Origin of the sequence: Paenibacillus haidiansis (assembly GCF_036553665.1) — a bacterium.
GTDB lineage: Bacteria > Bacillota > Bacilli > Paenibacillales > Paenibacillaceae > Fontibacillus > Fontibacillus haidiansis.
The window spans coordinates 149,999-166,144 of sequence record NZ_JAZHPZ010000006.1 but is presented as its reverse complement, the minus strand read 5'-3'; the positions used below and the strand labels follow the sequence as shown (position 1 = coordinate 166,144).

Annotated in this window: 14 protein-coding genes and 1 riboswitch; of the genes, 6 read left to right on the top strand and 8 right to left on the bottom strand. The window is 52.8% G+C overall.

Annotation, left to right across the window (positions count from 1 at the left end):
- Positions 1 to 145 precede the first annotated feature (145 nt).
- Together V3851_RS14220 and V3851_RS14215 are read right to left on the bottom strand one after the other, a co-directional pair.
- Entirely contained in the window at positions 146 to 2,881 is a 2,736-nt protein-coding gene (locus tag V3851_RS14220; RefSeq protein WP_331847216.1) for a glycoside hydrolase family 9 protein, read from the bottom strand.
- Between the two features lie 315 nt (positions 2,882 to 3,196).
- On the bottom strand, positions 3,197 to 3,544 hold the full coding sequence (locus V3851_RS14215) for a DUF805 domain-containing protein (protein ID WP_331847215.1): 348 nt from the start codon (positions 3,542 to 3,544) through the stop codon (positions 3,197 to 3,199).
- Between the two features lie 171 nt (positions 3,545 to 3,715).
- Positions 3,716 to 3,825, top strand: a riboswitch (glycine riboswitch).
- A 194-nt stretch (positions 3,826 to 4,019) separates the two neighbouring features.
- Between V3851_RS14215 and sdaAB the strand changes: the two genes are divergently transcribed.
- Positions 4,020 to 4,685, top strand: coding sequence for an L-serine ammonia-lyase, iron-sulfur-dependent subunit beta (sdaAB, locus tag V3851_RS14210; RefSeq protein ID WP_331847214.1), 666 nt, complete (start codon positions 4,020 to 4,022; stop codon positions 4,683 to 4,685).
- A 28-nt stretch (positions 4,686 to 4,713) separates the two neighbouring features.
- A complete protein-coding gene (gene sdaAA, locus V3851_RS14205; RefSeq protein ID WP_331847213.1) occupies positions 4,714 to 5,592 on the top strand; it encodes an L-serine ammonia-lyase, iron-sulfur-dependent, subunit alpha in 879 nt (292 codons plus the stop codon).
- A gap of 28 nt (positions 5,593 to 5,620) precedes the next feature.
- Here the strand turns inward: sdaAA and V3851_RS14200 are convergent, their stop codons facing one another.
- The 5 genes from V3851_RS14200 to V3851_RS14180 form a co-directional block, all read right to left on the bottom strand.
- On the bottom strand, positions 5,621 to 6,205 hold the full coding sequence (locus tag V3851_RS14200) for an LOG family protein (RefSeq protein WP_331847212.1): 585 nt from the start codon (positions 6,203 to 6,205) through the stop codon (positions 5,621 to 5,623).
- A gap of 301 nt (positions 6,206 to 6,506) precedes the next feature.
- Positions 6,507 to 6,908, bottom strand: a complete 402-nt coding sequence (locus V3851_RS14195) for an iron chaperone (RefSeq protein ID WP_331847210.1) — start codon at positions 6,906 to 6,908, stop codon at positions 6,507 to 6,509.
- Between the two features lie 108 nt (positions 6,909 to 7,016).
- The gene (locus tag V3851_RS14190) at positions 7,017 to 7,703 is read right to left on the bottom strand and encodes a class I SAM-dependent methyltransferase (protein ID WP_331847209.1); all 687 of its coding nucleotides are present in this window, start codon (positions 7,701 to 7,703) and stop codon (positions 7,017 to 7,019) included.
- An 80-nt stretch (positions 7,704 to 7,783) separates the two neighbouring features.
- A complete protein-coding gene (locus V3851_RS14185; protein WP_331847208.1) occupies positions 7,784 to 8,791 on the bottom strand; it encodes a MerR family transcriptional regulator in 1,008 nt (335 codons plus the stop codon).
- Positions 8,792 to 9,243: 452 nt separating this feature from the next.
- Positions 9,244 to 9,807, bottom strand: coding sequence for a GNAT family N-acetyltransferase (locus V3851_RS14180; protein ID WP_331847207.1), 564 nt, complete (start codon positions 9,805 to 9,807; stop codon positions 9,244 to 9,246).
- Between the two features lie 127 nt (positions 9,808 to 9,934).
- Here V3851_RS14180 and V3851_RS14175 point away from each other — a divergent pair, with 127 nt between their 5' ends.
- The 4 genes from V3851_RS14175 to V3851_RS14160 all read left to right on the top strand — a co-directional run bounded on the left by V3851_RS14175 (position 9,935) and on the right by V3851_RS14160 (position 15,201).
- Positions 9,935 to 10,603, top strand: a complete 669-nt coding sequence (locus V3851_RS14175) for a response regulator transcription factor (RefSeq protein ID WP_331847206.1) — start codon at positions 9,935 to 9,937, stop codon at positions 10,601 to 10,603.
- The gene (locus V3851_RS14170) at positions 10,600 to 11,772 is read left to right on the top strand and encodes a sensor histidine kinase (RefSeq protein WP_331847205.1); all 1,173 of its coding nucleotides are present in this window, start codon (positions 10,600 to 10,602) and stop codon (positions 11,770 to 11,772) included. Before V3851_RS14175 ends, V3851_RS14170 begins: the two co-directional genes overlap by 4 nt.
- An 85-nt stretch (positions 11,773 to 11,857) precedes the next feature.
- Positions 11,858 to 12,541 carry an ABC transporter ATP-binding protein gene (locus V3851_RS14165; RefSeq protein WP_331847204.1) on the top strand — a complete coding sequence of 228 codons (684 nt, stop codon included), beginning with the start codon at positions 11,858 to 11,860 and terminating at the stop codon, positions 12,539 to 12,541.
- Positions 12,538 to 15,201: an ABC transporter permease gene (locus V3851_RS14160; protein WP_331847203.1), complete on the top strand. Its 2,664-nt coding sequence runs from the start codon at positions 12,538 to 12,540 to the stop codon at positions 15,199 to 15,201. Before V3851_RS14165 ends, V3851_RS14160 begins: the two co-directional genes overlap by 4 nt.
- 112 nt (positions 15,202 to 15,313) lie before the next feature.
- Here the strand turns inward: V3851_RS14160 and V3851_RS14155 are convergent, their stop codons facing one another.
- Entirely contained in the window at positions 15,314 to 16,135 is an 822-nt protein-coding gene (locus V3851_RS14155) for a DUF1295 domain-containing protein (protein WP_331847202.1), read from the bottom strand.
- Positions 16,136 to 16,146: the final 11 nt, after the last annotated feature.

Here is a 16,146-nt window from a genome sequence, read left to right as displayed (position 1 = left end):
GCTCCGGTTACTCCGGTCACCAGCGAAAAGAGCAGCGAAGAGGTCACGGCGAGCGAGAAAATTTTCCTGACTACTTTCGATTTCTTCATAACAATCTATCATCCTCTCATGAGATATTAGGATAGATTCCGCGAAGTTAGAAGCATCAAGGTTCTGCGCCCCATACCAGGGTTCCGTTCAGATATAACGGGGCCTTGTCATACTCGGCATAATTTTGCCGGGTTCCGTCATAGGAATAATCATCGGATTCACTATAATTGGTCCAGTCCGATTTGTTGAAGCGGACTTGAATTTCTCCGGTGTCGGCGCCCGGTGCGAGGGTGCCGGCTCCTGCTCCAAACGAAACTTCGAGATAATAGTCCGCGCCGGAAACGGGGTTGTCCAGCTTAACGAACGAGCCGCTGACATTCCCGCTGCCGATGGCGGCGTAATCGCAGTGGAATTCCTGCGCTTTATCCCCGTCGATCGTGTAATAATAGCGCAGCTTCAGATTGTCGAGCGATACGGCTTCGTCGCCGGTATTTTGAATGCGGAACTGGGCGCGAACCTGGTTATCCGTCGGATTGGTATCATTGGTGCGGTATAGCAGCTTCAGATCCCCTTCGGTCGGGATAGGCGTTTCGCGCGGAGTGGCGCTGACTTGACCGGAAGGCAGACTGCTGCCGACCTGGTTTCTGGCCGTAATGACATAGTAGTAGGTCGTGCCGTTCGTCAGACCGCTGTCGGTGTACGAGGTTCCTGTCGCTACGCCCACCGAAGTATAGGGGCCGCCGTTTGTTGCGGAACGCTGGATTTCATAATCCGCCGCTCCCGATACGGCATTCCAGGACAGGCTTACCTCTTGGTCGCCCGCGACGGCTTTCAAGCCTTTAGGCGCTGCGGGAACGGTAGGTTCGCCGGGTCCTCCGCCGCCTTCGGGCAGTTCGCCGAATACCCGGACGCCGGCGTCGAATACCGGAATGTACGGGGTTTTGACGGGACCGGAGCTCGAAGTACCGACGCCTTGGAAGGAAAAGTCGTTGCTGTTATTCCAGAACGTCGTGTTCGTCGGGGCCGCCATGCGGAATTGGACTTCTTTCTTGTAGGCCGATTGACCGCCGGGATAAATCATTGTACCGCTAAAATCAACATGAGTATAATAGATGTTGTTTGCTTCATCATAAGGCAGCAGCTGCGACACGGTGGCTCCCTGATTATAGCCTCCGGCCGTTACCGTAATGTCCTCAGGCCCATACCCGGCGTCGACCGCTTCACTGATATCGAGGTAATAGTTGAAGGACATGTCGTCGCTGGCGCGGGCCGGCCAGCCGGAACGATTGTTGAGCAGGGCGCGGATTTCGACGAAATTGCTGCCGCTGGCGTTGACGGACGCCTCGACAAACATTTCGTCTTCGCGCGTTTCCGGCTCGGGGAAGTTGGCGAGCGGCTGCTGACCTGCACCGTGCAGAATCATCATTTTGGCCAGGGCGCCGGTGAATCCGCCGTTATAGTCGGTCGCGACCTCGTTGGACACGTAATCGCCGATCGAGTCCGTATAGGCGTCCGTGGATGACGGGCCGCCGACGAGCGCGCCGTACAGCACATGACGGTGATTTGCCGGCACGGACTGGCTGTCCGCCCAGGAGCCGTGCGAGGTGCGGTGATGCGGATGCTGCGGCGCATTGTCGCCAAAGCCGACGACATAGCTGCTGTTCCGCGGGTTATCGCCCAGCATGTACAGGATTTGCGATTCCGCGAATGAACGCGCGTTTGCCTTCTTCACGGGATCGCTGACCCAATCGGAGTACACGAACGCCAGGAAGGCCTGGTTGGCGGAATATCTCAGCGCACCCCATTGATCCAGGTGGGCCAGTCCGCCCGGAGTATAGGTTACGCGCTCCCCGGTTCCGGTGACGCCGGTCGTCCAGAATTCCATGTTGCGTTCGGTGGACTGGACGAAGTCGGAATCCCCGGTAATCCGGGCCAACAGAAGCTGGGCGCCGTAATGCTTGTCATCCCAGGCATGGGTCCATTTGTAATCCCATTGTCCGCTTTGGTTGGTACCCCAGAGATCGCTGGCGGCGATCGCTTTGTGCAAATAATCCTGTTCGCCGGTCGCCAGGTACAGCCATACCCCGCCCCAGCTCAATTCGTCGGCGTAACCGCTCCAGGAATTGTAGAATTGCGTGGCGTCCGTGATGCTATCGGAATATTTGCCGCGGTACTGGTCCGCGAAGTTGTACAGTTCTCTTGCATGTTGAAGCAGCTCGGCCGAATAAGCGGGATCGGTGTCCTTGAAAATGATCGAAGCGGAAGCAAGCGCGGCGGCCGTCTCGCCCGCAAGGTCGGAGCCGGGATGAGCGGCGTCGATCTTGTAGGCCGGGCGCGCCATCTGCATCACTTCGGCCGGGCCCCACCAATTGTGGTCGGCCGTTCCGTTGCCGATTTGGCCGTAAAGCTCGTTCGGAGCGGTGTGCGCCTTCATAAAATAATTGGTTGCCCAGCGGATATTGTCCAAAATTTCATCCAGTTGGCCTGACATTTCATAGCCTTCGCGGTATTCATAGACCGACCAGGCCAACATCGTGGCCGTCGAGGCCATCGGGAAGCCGAACTTGACGTGATCGCCGGCGTCATACCAGCCGCCGGTCAAATCATGCCCGACATCGGCACCGTCCGTCAGTCCCGAATCCCCGCGCCATTCCACGCGATTGTCTGCGGGAAGCTCGCCGGACCGCTGCGCTTCATAGAAATAAACCGATTTTTGCAGCGCCTCGGCATAGTTATAATCCGCCGCGGCGGCGCCGGCCTTGCTTGGAAGAGAAGCCCAACCGGAATAACTTGTAAGCGCTAACAAAATGCTGAAAGATAATGCGCTGCTTTTCCTGAACCATTTGCCCATACAGATTTCATCCTCCTTCTAGATTGGATCTGCCATACAAACGCTTTCGGTAACAGCAAAAAAAGCCCGTTCACCTCACTTTCGCAAAAGTAGAGGACGCGCTGTTGTCGGACATGCAGGAATGCTGTAATGCACCTTCGTCCCATCCACAATATACCATGAAAAACTATTATTTTCTAGTTTTTACAGTAAAAAATTTCTATTAATTCCATCTAAATAAATATTCCGACACAATTTAATGCAAAATGAGGGGAAAAGAGGGGAATGTTCAAAAAAACCTCCGCCATTTTATTATGGGGAGGCCGTTTTTTCGACTTATTCGTATTTCGGATTCGGACCGTATTTGTTGATGCCCTCGTCGCCGTCCAGGCAGGTGAATACGAGCAGGATAATTGTTCCGACAACCGGAATCAGGGAGATCAGCACCCACCACCCGCTTTTGCCGGTATCGTGCAATCTGCGGAATAAGACGGCCAGGGAAGGCAATAATACGGCCAGCGAATAAAGGTAACCTAGAATATTGCCGATGCCGATCAGCCCGCTGACGAAGCCCAGAATGAAGGAAATAATGAAATTAAACAGAACGAACATCCAGTATTCTTTGCGCCTGGCCCTCCCTTCGAAACCGACATAATTTTTCAACACTTTCAAATACCAATCCATCAACATTTCCCTCCCGCCAATAGTGTCTTTCCCATCTATATGTGTATGCTTTGTTTAACTTGTTCTAGTCCGGAAAATGGTTCTAGCGATGACCGGGAACGAATCTATTAATTGACCGCTTGACAATTACTTCGTACTCCAATTAAATTTAATACAAACCGATAATAGCGGGTGACGATTATGGGAGAGACCGCCGGGTTGCCGGCGGCGCCGAAGGAGCAAAGGGCCGGTATTTGCACGCCGGGAATGAATCTCTCAGGCAAGCGGACCATGATCCGACGCAACTCTGGAGAGAGCATACAGCCACCAACGGGGTACATGTCCCAAACACGCGCTATTTCACGCAGGACGGGATATCAAACTTTCTGGTAACGGGGACAGAGAAGAGGCAGCGGGCCTTTTCTCTGTCCTTTTTTGCCCTGGCCCGGTATCGGATAAATAGTTATAAAGAGATGAGCAGCGGGAGAGATGATCAATGCGGTTTAAAAATGTGTTTTCGATCATCGGGCCGGCGATGATCGGCCCGTCCAGCTCGCATACGGCGGGGGCGGTAAGAATCGGAAGGTTCGCCCGCCAGCTCTTGGGCGCGGAGCCTGCCGAAGCGCGCATCCGCTTCTACGGTTCGTTTGCCGAAACCTACAGCGGCCACGGGACGGATCTGGCCGTGGTCGGCGGAATTTTGGATTACCGTACCGATGACGAACGGATTCGCGACTCTCTGCAAACGGCGGGAGACCGGGGGAAGAAGGTGGATTTCTCCACTGGGGTGGAGCCTGGAGCCCATCCGAACACGGTAAAAATCGGTCTAAGAGCCGGAGAGGCAAGCTGCGAGGTGACCGGAGCTTCCATCGGCGGCGGGACGATCGTGATCCGCGGGATCGACGGGTTCGAGGTGAAATGCTCCGGCGAACTGCCGACGCTGGTTGTCTCGCATGCCGACCGTCAGGGAGTGCTTACCGGGATCACCGCTTTGTTTAGCCGGGAGGATGTCAATATCGGCTATATTAATACTGACCGGAAAGGTAGAACAGGAGAGGCTCTGACCGTGGTCGAGGCCGATTCGGTCGTACCGGAAGCATTGATTCGGGCGGTCGCTTCGCTGCCCCATGTCGGCCGGGTTTCTTATATTCATTTAACGTGAACCTACAAATTAAGGAGCGAAAATGACCATGCGGTTTCGTAATTTACAGGAATTGATCGACATATGCGGGCGGGAGTCCAAAAGCATCTCACAGATCATGCTGGAGGATCAAGCGGAGGAAAGCGGCCAGACGGAAGCGGAGATTATGGCCGTCATGACCGAGTACTATCAAATTATGAAAACGGCGGTGCATAAAGGGATCACGGAGGAGATCACCTCCACCAGCGGGCTCACGGGCGGCGACGCCAAGCGGGTGAATGAATACCGGAAGACGGGGACCCCTTCGGCCGGGGATATCGCCTGCCAGGCGATGGCCTACGCTTTGGCCGTGTCGGAGGTCAACGCCTCGATGGGGCGGATTGTCGCCACGCCGACGGCGGGCTCCTGCGGCATCATCCCGGGCGTGTTCGTCAGCGCCCAGGAACGGTTCGGCTGGGATGAGGGGCATCTCGTGCGCGGCTTGTTTTGCGCGGGGGCGATCGGGTATGTGATCGCCAACAATTCGTTTATTTCCGGCGCCGAGGGCGGGTGCCAGGCGGAGATCGGCTCGGCGATCGGAATGGCCGCCGGGGCGATGGTGGAGCTGCGCGGAGGCACGCCGGAGCAGGCGGTTCACGCCGTCGGCCTGGCGCTGAAAAATACGCTCGGGCTGATCTGCGACCCGGTGGGCGGGCTGGTGGAGATTCCGTGCATTGTCCGCAACGGATTCGGCGCGGTGAACGCGCTTGCCGCCGCCGACATGGCGCTCGCCGGAGTGAAGAGCGCGATCCCGTCCGACGAGGTGATCGACGTCATGCTGGAGGTGGGCTCCGCGATGCCGAGCGCCCATCGGGAAACCGCGCAGGGCGGTCTGGCCCAAACGACGACCGGCCGCAAAATCATGAAGGAGCTGCGTACGCGTCAGTAATAACTTGCACGTACGCAGCCCCTTTGCTTCAAGCCTGCTTCTCTTTGGTCATGAAGGTTTTCACCGCAGGCGGCACATAGGATTCGAACTGGTCGAGCAGTCCTTGCGGCGTGTCGTCGACGAGCACCATGGAACGGAACTTCTCCTGGAGGAACTGCTCGTCGGCCATATGGTTGAACCAGGCGACCAGCGGATCGTAGTAACGGTTGATGTTCAGCAGCCCGCAAGGACTGCCGTGCAGCCCGAGCTGACCCCAGGTGATGATCTCGAAGAATTCGTCCATCGTGCCCGCGCCGCCGGGCAGCACCGCGAATCCGTCGGCGATTTCGGCCATTTTGGCCTTGCGCTCATGCATGGACTTGACGATAATCAATTCCGTCAGATTTTTGTGGGCGATTTCCCGGTTTTGCAAAAAATCGGGCAGGACGCCGATCACATTCCCGCCCGCTTCCAGGACGGCATCGGCAACGGCTCCCATCAGGCCGATGCTGGATCCGCCATATACCAAGGTCAGGCCTCTGGCGGCCAGTTCTTTCCCCATGGCGGTTGCACCCTGGATATAGAGCTCCGATGAGCCGGCGCTCGACCCGCAAAATACGGCTATATTTTTCACGCTATCGCCTCCTATTGATCTCTACAAATTATAGCCTACTTCCCGGGGGGCATAAACCTGCGTATTGTAAAACATCGCTGCCGAAACCCGTAAAACCTGCAAAAGTGCAGGTATTTTATCCGATTGCACGGGTTGACGATAGAAAAACTACGAAAGTGCAGGAATTTCCGTCCGCATGCGCTAAATTCTTCGATGGAGGCGAGAAAAGCTGCATTTTTGCAGGTATTTGTTCCCCGCGCCCGGCACATTTGAGAAAAACTGCACAATTGCAGTTTTTCTCATAATTATAGATGTATGCCGTTTAATTTCGCTTCTTTCGTTTGCCCGCCAATTTGCTTGCCGCTTTATCCTTGTTCTCGGCGACCCTGAATTCAACGATCTTGCTTATCAGATCGTACGGCAACGGTTTGTCGATCGGAAATTGAACCGACCCTTTTGCATGCTTGTATTCCGACAGTTCCCGCTTAAATGCTTCAATTCCGCTGGGGTCCGGGTAAAATCCGATATGCTTTGCGTAAGCGGCAAAGTGCACCAGATTCCCATGCAGAGCAAAAGTGGGCATTTGATAGCTTATCGTCTCCTTCGCGTCCGGCGCGGCATTTTTTATGACCTGTCTCAAGGTTTGGAGTATTTCCTGAACATCGGCAGGCCAATTGGAGATGTACTCGTCGATCGTTTCGAAGGGGATCGGTTTATCGTTCATAGTTTCGATTTCTCCTTTTCTCCGGGCTTCTCATGCCGGATTAAAAATTTTATCCACCCACGGATAGCATTCTTGCAGTTCCCCGTCCGTTACCTAATTCGAACATGATTATTTCCGCAGCCACCAGATACCCGCGCATTCGGGCAAATGAACGAGTTTTTGCTCCAGAATTCGGTCCGCCAGCTCATCGCCAAAGAAAAACCTCGTAAGTTCCGCCGCCTGATTCACATTGTCGAACGCATAATCGGTACGGATCCATTTGTGGGAGAACCCGTAATACTTGACGATACTAGAGTAGTATGCTGTCAGAAAATCCGGCGGATTCGGCGTTTCGACGCCCGTTCCCATCGTTTCGAAAATGATGATCGTACCGTTTGGCCGCAAAACGCGTTTCATCTCGCTGATCGCTTGCCGGAGATTCTCCTTCCAGGCCGGGATATTCGTACTGGCCAAATAACAGACGGACCAGCCCGAAACGATCAAATCTGTGCTTCGATCATCCAAAGGGAGCTTTCGGTGGTCGGCTACCTTTGTCGTCCAATTCGTGAAACCGGCTGCTTGCAACCGGGAGGCGGCGATTTGCAGCATGGCATCCGAGACATCCAAAGCGGTGATGGATTCGGCGTGCGGCGCAAGCACGGTCGTAAGTCTTCCCGTACCCGCTCCCAGATCGACAATGTCCAAACCGTCGATAGCTATAATTTCTTCTATCCAGGGAGTAAGATCAGGCTGCTTGGAGATTAACAAATGATACTTTTCGGCTTCGTTCGTATAAACGTGGTCATGATTCGGCATAGAGGGTCCTCCTTCGATAGATTCAGCTTGGAATTCCTCTACAGGATAAAAGTTGACGTTACGAGAAGGTCAATCTTTTTTTATCTGATTGGTATCGCGTAAACGAGATGCAGCCATTCGTTGATTTGCCGGGATTTTGTAAAGTAGCCTTTCTCTTCAAGCCAGCCGATCAAATCGGGAACGCGCACGTACTGTTCCGTCCGGTCGCGGCCGGTCGGTCCGGACTTTCGTCCCTCGGCGATCATTAAGTCCGCGATGCAGATGCGCCCGTGCGGCTTCAAGACCCGGCGCATTTCATCGATGGCCAGCCGCTTCTGTTCGTCCGTCAAATGATGGAAGGCGAAGCTGGTCACCGCGAAATCGAACTTTCCGTCAAGGAAAGGAAGCGCAAGAAAATTGCCGAGCTTCGCCTCCAGCTCCGGAAATTTTGTGCGGCATTGCTTCAACATTTCCTTCGATTGATCAACCCCGGCCATGCCGATTCCGAGCGAGATGAATTTTCCGGCCAAATTCCCCGTTCCCGTTCCGATATCAAGCCCCTTTTCACCGGGGATGGCGGAAATCCATGTTACGGCCATATCCAAGGCCGCCTCGTAGTCTTTGAATTCGAAGGAATCGTTTGCGACGCGCTCATCATGGCTGCCGGCCAAACGGTCAAAGTCCCATTGATCCCGCCAATGGCTGCGCTGGTCCCGCAAACGTTTTGAGCCTTCGGCCAGCCGGTAAATGTCTTCGAGCGGCAAAGCGTCCTGTGTTTGGAGCATGTCGATCATCTCATCCGTCGTTTCGATAATCTGTTTAATTTCCAGCCATTTGGCGAACAGTACTGAGCGCTGCAATTCCAGGTAATATTGCAGCTCGTTATGACCGTTCCCGTCCATTCCGGCAAGCGCCTGTTTGATATCTTCAATCGTCATCCCGGCTTCTCTGAGTGAGATAATCGTCTGCAGGCGCCAAACGTCCTGTTCGCCAAAACTGCGGTATCGGTTATCGGCCTGTTTCAAGGGCGAGATCAGCCCTTTTTCCTCATAAAAGCGAATAGCCCGAGGGGAAATATTCAGTCGTTCCGCGACCTCTTTTATTTTCATAGAAACCTCCGTTTTGCCCGTCATTTTTAACTTTAACCTAAGGGAAAGGTTTATGCTATCCTTATCAAAATAACTACCCGAGGCAAAGCGGCGAGGGCATAACCGTTGTTGAGATTGAGATGTAGCCTTCATGATGAAAAAAGCGCAAGCTTCGAGGGCGAATGAACCCGGAGCTTGCGCTTTTTGCGTTGTTTTGCGCCGAAGTACCGTAAGAGACATGCGTAAGGGACATGGATGACCGGTTAGGGGGGGAATGTCGCGTTACCGGAATTTTAACGGACATATATGACCGTTAGAGGCGAATTAACCGGTGAAACCGGTACTTTTTGGCCTTTAATGGACAGCAGTGACCGTAAAAAACTGGTTATCCGAGTTCACGGACTCTAACGGTCACAAATGACCGTTAGAATGATGACGATTGGGCCTTGACCGAACTCGACTTGGGTGACATCTCATCCCGCCTTGATAATCCGCTCAAGCCCAATCAGGGCATAGGTATCTTCGCTGTACGTCTCATCGCCATATACGGCAAATGCATGATTGAATCCCGCTTTGATCCAGAAGCGCAGGCCCCGCCAATTTTTCAGATGAACGCCGATGCCGATTTTTTCATAATCCGATTTTTTGCATTCCCCGATTATCCATTCGATCGCTTCCCTGGCAAATCCGTGTTTCCGGCACGCTTTATCCATCACGAACATGCTGATCCAAACGGTTGTTGGCGCCGGATAGCCGTAGTACAGATCGAAAAAACCGATGGTTTCGCCGGACTCCTTTAACCGAATGGATTTAAACCGGTAATTTTCTTTCGTTGCGCCGGGAATCGGAGGTAAATCGCCGGTCGTGAGGCAGGTTTGGATATAATCGCTTTCAAAAGGCGAACCCTCGAGTAACGCTTTATCCTCCCACGTCTCGCAAATCTTTTGCAGGGCTGCACAATCCTCCATTACGGCGTTGTCAATGACAAGCCTTTCTGTTTCGCCGGTCTCCGGCAGCGGATTTATCATACGGCTCATATGAATTCTCCTAATCTCTTTTGTGGATTTTTTTAATGATATCACCGTCGCCACTTTTTTCCAATGATATAAGAAGGTGCCGGGACATTTCTTTATGTGATAGTTATATAAAGGGGGGCTGTTCCACTTGAAAAAAATCATGATCATTGAAGATGATGAGACGATTCAGTTTGCTCTGAAAATAGCGCTGCAAAAAAACGGTTTTGAACCCGTCTGCGCTTATACGCTTGCGGAAGGAAAGAAGCGTTTCTCCGATTCCGTCTCCCTTGTGCTGTTAGACTGGAATTTGCCTGACGGAACGGGGAGCGCTTTCTGCCGATATGTCAAGTCCATAAGCGATGTGCCGATCATTTTCCTGACGGTACGGGATGAAGAGAAGGATATCGTGCAAGGGCTTGATATGGGGGCGGACGATTATATCGTCAAACCTTTTCAGCTTTCCGTGCTGCTGTCCAGAATCAACGCCGTTTTGCGGCGGACCAAAAATAAAAATTATTCCTCCGTGCTTACCTGCGGAACTATATCCATCCTCAAAGATAAAACCCGAGCCTTCTCTGAGGGGGAGGAGCTTGCTCTCACTGCCGGAGAATACCGTTTGCTTACTGTCTTGTTGGAAAATAAAAATCAGACCCTTACCCGCGCTCAACTGCTGGGCAAGCTCTGGGACACGGACGGGAATTTCGTGAACGACAATACGCTTACCGTGACCATGAAAAGGCTCCGGGAAAAGCTGAATTTCCCTTCTTGCATCAAAACGATCCGCGGCATCGGATATCGAATGGAGGATGAGGAATGATCCTGAGTCCGACCTTCAAAAGATTGTGCCTCGTTCTTTCCGGATGTTTGCTGATCGGCGTTCTGCTGGGACTTCTTTCTTCCAAGCTCGTCGTCCGCCAAGAGTATCGTATCGCGGCCCAAATGCTGGGTGCTGTCGAACGCATTGAGCCGGAATTGGCGGATAAGCTGATTCAAGAGCTTAAAGTGAGCGATGCCCCGGATACCGGCACCTATATTCTGCAAAAGTACGGTTATTCGCCCGACACTTTTTGGAAACGAAATCTGTCTACGATGATCGGAAGCGGTGTCTTGCTCATGCTTTTCCTTGGAGCCTCTTTGGGGGTGAGAGAATATGTTGCGGCAAAAAAAAGCAAAAACCGCATCGACGAGCTGACGTCCTATCTCAAATCCGTAAACCTTGGCAGATATTCCTTGCTGGTGAGGAAGGAAGATGCTTATTCCCATTTGGAGGACGAAATCTACAAAACGGTAACCGGGCTGCGTCAGTCCCGCGTAAACGCCATACGCGAGCGGCAATCGCTGGCACGCAATCTGGCCGATATTTCCCATCAACTCAAAACGCCGATCACCTCCATGTCGCTGATGACGCAGCTTCTGGCGGAACAGCGCACAGGGGAGGATGCCGTATATATCGAGAAGCTCGACCGTCAGCTGCATCGCCTGAATACGCTGCTTTCTTCCTTGCTGACGCTTTCCAAGCTGGATGCCGGGACCTTGGAAATGAAGTGCGAGCGGATCCATGTGGGCGCCATGCTGACGCGGGCAGTCGAGCCGGTTGAAGACATGCTTCACGAAAAAAAGCAGAGCCTTCTGTTTATCCCGGATAACGATATCAGGATCACAGGCGATATTTCGTGGCTGGCGGAGGCTTTTTTGAATCTCATTAAAAACTGCTGCGAGCATACGCCCGAGGGCGGTACGATTTCCGTCTCCTATTCGCAAAATCCGCTATATACCGAAATTGTTGTGGAGGACAACGGGAGCGGCTTTGACATGCGGGATCTCCCGCATCTGTTTGAACGTTTTTATCGCGGTAAACATTCGCTAAAGGACAGCATCGGTATTGGACTGGCTCTCTCCAAGTCCATAATCGAGCTGCAGAACGGAAGCGTTCGGGCCGAGAACGCTCCAAAAGGCGGGGCGCGATTCATCGCTAAAATTTTATAATTAAGCTTTGTTCTATAGGGCCATTGTCACCGGAATGTCATTTTAAGTTGTTATCATGGAGGCTGCTAAAGGAGGTCATATACGTATGGAACTATTGAGATGCGAAAATGTAACCAAAACCTACGGCTCCGGCTCCAACATGGTAACGGCCCTGGATCGGGTAAACCTTTCGGTTCACAAAGGAGAGTTTGTCGCCATCGTCGGCGCGTCCGGCTCCGGCAAGTCCACGCTGCTTCATCTTATTGGCGGTGTGGACCGTCCTTCCGAAGGGAGAATTTTCATTGAGGATACCGATATCGCCACCCTGAACGAGGAGCAGCTAGCCATATTCCGCCGCCGCAAGGTAGGGCTGATCTATCAGTTCTATAATCTCATTCCGACGCTGGATGTGCGGAAAAATATTCTTTTGCCCATACTTCTGGACGGACAGAAAGCCGATGAAGACCGTTTTTCCGAAATCGTGAAAACGCTCGGCCTGTCCGGCAGGCTCGCCCATCTGCCCGGGCAGCTCTCCGGCGGGCAGCAGCAGCGCGTGGCCATCGGGCGCTCCTTAATTTATCGCCCCGCAATTCTGCTGGCGGACGAGCCGACCGGCAATCTGGACCGGAAAAACTCCGAAGAAACGCTCGGGCTGCTCAAACTTTCCAACAAACGGTTTCAACAGACCGTTCTGCTCATTACCCATGATGAAAAGCTGGCGCTGGAGGCGGATCGGATCGTTACGATCGAGGATGGCAGAATTGTCTCCGATGAGGCGGTGGGGAAATGAAGATCCTCCGGGAATACACGCTCGATTACGTAAGGCGAAATAAAAAGAGCAGCCTTGCCATCATGATCGCCATTTTGATTGCGACCACATTACTGTCTGCTCTTAGCGGATTTGTTTATTCGATCTATATGAACAATATCCGTCTGACTATACTGGAAACAGGGGACTGGCATGCCGAACTGTTCGATGCCACGCCCGGAGACAAACTGAAATATGTCACCGGCCACCCCAATGTGGAAAACGTGATGATCAAGGGCACCTGGGAAGCCGCCAAAATCGACGATCCGAGGCGACCTTATCTGGTGATGCGCGGCTTGACGGCCGCTTATTGGACAAATATGCCCGAGGCCGCAATGATCATGGAGGGGCGGGTGCCGCAGGGAGAACATGAGCTTGCCCTCTCCAAGCAATATTTTGAGCACCATCCCGAATTGAAAATCGGCGATTCGGTCACCCTGCCCGTAGGCAACCGTTCATTCGGCGGGGCGGGAATGGATCCCCGCGATCCATGGAAAGACGGAGAACTCTTTGAGCCGTTGGAAGAACGCAATTATACCGTTGTGGCCAAGCTGGACGTCACCACGAATTCCATGACTCCCGCCTATGTGGCATATGGTTTTATGTCCGAGGAGAATATTTCGCCGACCGATGAGCTTACCGTTTATATGTCTTTCAAAAATCCGAGGACCGCGTATGAAGATATCGACCGGATTGCACAATCCGTAGGCTTTAAACCGGATGAGTACGGCAAGTACTTGATAAGGACCAACGATGATCTCCTGTCAAAATACTTGATCTACCCGCCCGAACAAAAGGAGCATTTTCGCATTTCCCAGTTTGTACTGCCGTTGATGCTTATTTCGTTTGCCTTGCTGGTAACCGGAGTATTCGTGTTCAACATTCATAATGCATTCGCCATGTCCGCAAATGCGCGGATCATACAGCTCGGGATGTTGAAAAGCATCGGGGCGTCGCCACGGCAGATTCGGCATTCCGTCGTTTTTGAGGCGGTTGTCCTGGCGCTGATCCCCATTCCCATGGGACTGTTTATTGGCTGGCTGCTGGATTGCGGCCTGTTTGCTTATATCAATTCCCTGGATATGCGAGCCGAGGCGGAAGAGATCGCGTTTGTCTTCGGATTGCCGGCCATATTGCCTTCAATCGTGCTGGCAGTTTTGACCGTATGGTTGTCCGCGATCATTCCGGCGCGCAGGATCGCCAGGCTGCTGCCTATTGAAGCCATTAGGCAAGAAGAAGGCGCGAATATGATGAAGACAAAGAAACGAAGCCTTGCCGGACGGATCTTCGGCATCGGGGGCGAACTGGCCCAAACCGCCTTGTATGCGCGCAAGAGATCATATCGAACGGCAACCGTTTCGCTCACGCTTTCCTTTGCTTTGTTGAGCGTGTTTATGAATTTTATCGGGATTTCCGAGGCGTGGCGTGAAGTATCCAACAACGGTTCATGGACAGATGACGGACATTATCTTGAGCTGAATATTCAAGACGGAAATTTGACGACAGAGCCGTTCGAGAATGAGGTCCGTTCGATGGACGGCGTGGAAAGCGTAATGTTTCTCTCCAGCGTCCGGGCGGGATTATGGGTTGATGAAGAGACGATATCGCAGGAGCTTCAGGCTTCGGGCGGGCTGAAAAAAGTGGTTAGATCCGGGAGATACGATGTGTACGAACAGAACGGAAAATACCGTATCCGGACGATCCTGACCGCTCTGGATGATTCAAGCTTTGCCGAATACTGCGCGGAGGTCGGAGCGGACCCGGCGTTCTTCCACAAGACGGGAATCCCCCGGGCCATTGTTGTGAACAAGGTGCGGGACGATCTTCACAGCAACCGCCGAAATCCGGTAGAGATCCCGTTTTTGGCGCTGAACCCCGGAAACAGACTACAACTCGAGGAGAAGATCTATCCTGAAGATACATCGAAATATACGTTTGAAGCGGAGGTGGGATTTTTGACGAATCAAGCGCCGGATGCCCATGTCACCACCAGCGGATACCAACTTACGGTGATCATGCCGCGCAGCGCTTATTTGTCTATTATTGAGAATTACCGGGAATCCGGATCTTTGCGTGCAAAAAATGTGTACATCCCGATAACGCCGCAGTCGGAAGAGCTTATCCGATCCGTGGCGGATAAACTTCGGAATGTTACCGAAAAGTGGTACGGCTCGGGCGATTATGCGATCTGGAACAGTCTGGAGAGCGAACAGGAAAACCAAAATGCCACAAAATTAATGAAAACCATTATTATTTGCATCTCCGTGTTTCTCGCCGTGATCGGCATTTCCAACGTGTTCTCCACCGTATCGGGAAATTTACGGCAGCGGCAAAAGGAATTTGCCATGCTCCGGTCTGTGGGGATTTCTCCTCGGGAAATCCGGCGGATGCTCACGTTGGAGGGGGTGTTCTTAGGAATAATGCCGATCTTGTTCAGTATTCCGCTGAACCTCATTGCGGTTGTGGTTTTCCTCAAGCTCAACCTGTTATACTTCCATGAGTTTGTGCCCTATATGCCCATTGGGCAGATTGCGGCCTTCGGGGCGGCCGTTTTATTGTCGGTCGTGCTTGCGTATGCGATCTGCGGGAGGAAACTCCGAAAGGATCCGATTGTGGATGTGCTCAAAAGCTCGGCGGTGTAAACATCGTTCTCCGCATGGAAATTCATTTGTAAAGGTCATGCACGTCCGTTAGACATACAAAAATATGGGGATTTTCCACTAACGGACAACCATGGCCTTACCATAGGCCCGTTTACATCCACTTAACATCCTTTAAGTGATAAAGCGGCACGAGCGGCAGCAAGATCGGCGTTTTCTCCACATAGGCGTTATATTCGTCACTGTCTCCATAATTCCTGTCCTGGCGGCGTTCCAGCCGCTTGGCGCCGTTAAACATGATGTAAACGATCATGATGTAACCGAGGATCGCAATGGCCCACTGCACCGCGCCGGTCAATGCGCCGAATCCGGACAGAAATACCCCCGTCCAGAACAGGATTTCTCCAAAATAGTTGGGACAACGCACGTACTGATAAAGGCCCGTATCGCAGAACCGGTTGGGGTTCATGGCTTTGGCCCGCGATTTCTGTCTGTCAGCCACGGCTTCTATGATCAAAGCGATGGCCATGATGACCGCCCCGATGATGGGCATTACACCGTTTGCAGCCTCGTTATTCAGCCGGTAAAATACAGGGGATACCTGCGCCACATACAACAAGCTGACCGATATCCAAATAGCCGCTTTAACGAATACCGGCATGGTTGCTTCGCCCTTCGTAACCTCTTGCAAGGTTTTGCGGTAAGCCGAGCTTTTTGCTTCGCGAACGATTAAAAATCCGGCGAGTCGGATGCCGTACAGCACGAACAGCAGGCACTGCAGCAGGCTTCCGACAGAAATATCCCTAAGGTACATGGCAATCAAGGCCACGCCCGAGCCGGCGACGGCCAACCCGTATCCGATCGAGAGGAAATAAACGTACTTGTAAAACCCAATGGCACAAAGAACGGCGCAAACGATCAACAAAACGGCCAGCGGCTTGTCAAACGCGATCGACCAGGCTTCGTGAAAGCTCATATCCGATCCTC

What these genes read in the sequence shown, in the direction of transcription:
- V3851_RS14155 (WP_331847202.1), bottom strand. Translation starts at nt 16,135, where the DNA reads ATGAGCTTTCACGAAGCCTGGTCGATCGCGTTTGACAAGCCGCTGGCC.
- V3851_RS14170 (WP_331847205.1), top strand. Translation starts at nt 10,600, where the DNA reads ATGATCCTGAGTCCGACCTTCAAAAGATTGTGCCTCGTTCTTTCCGGA.
- V3851_RS14165 (WP_331847204.1), top strand. Translation starts at nt 11,858, where the DNA reads ATGGAACTATTGAGATGCGAAAATGTAACCAAAACCTACGGCTCCGGC.
- V3851_RS14195 (WP_331847210.1), bottom strand. Translation starts at nt 6,908, where the DNA reads ATGAACGATAAACCGATCCCCTTCGAAACGATCGACGAGTACATCTCC.
- V3851_RS14220 (WP_331847216.1), bottom strand. Translation starts at nt 2,881, where the DNA reads ATGGGCAAATGGTTCAGGAAAAGCAGCGCATTATCTTTCAGCATTTTG.
- V3851_RS14160 (WP_331847203.1), top strand. Translation starts at nt 12,538, where the DNA reads ATGAAGATCCTCCGGGAATACACGCTCGATTACGTAAGGCGAAATAAA.
- V3851_RS14215 (WP_331847215.1), bottom strand. Translation starts at nt 3,544, where the DNA reads ATGGATTGGTATTTGAAAGTGTTGAAAAATTATGTCGGTTTCGAAGGG.
- sdaAA (WP_331847213.1), top strand. Translation starts at nt 4,714, where the DNA reads ATGCGGTTTCGTAATTTACAGGAATTGATCGACATATGCGGGCGGGAG.
- V3851_RS14190 (WP_331847209.1), bottom strand. Translation starts at nt 7,703, where the DNA reads ATGCCGAATCATGACCACGTTTATACGAACGAAGCCGAAAAGTATCAT.
- V3851_RS14180 (WP_331847207.1), bottom strand. Translation starts at nt 9,807, where the DNA reads ATGAGCCGTATGATAAATCCGCTGCCGGAGACCGGCGAAACAGAAAGG.
- sdaAB (WP_331847214.1), top strand. Translation starts at nt 4,020, where the DNA reads ATGCGGTTTAAAAATGTGTTTTCGATCATCGGGCCGGCGATGATCGGC.
- V3851_RS14185 (WP_331847208.1), bottom strand. Translation starts at nt 8,791, where the DNA reads ATGAAAATAAAAGAGGTCGCGGAACGACTGAATATTTCCCCTCGGGCT.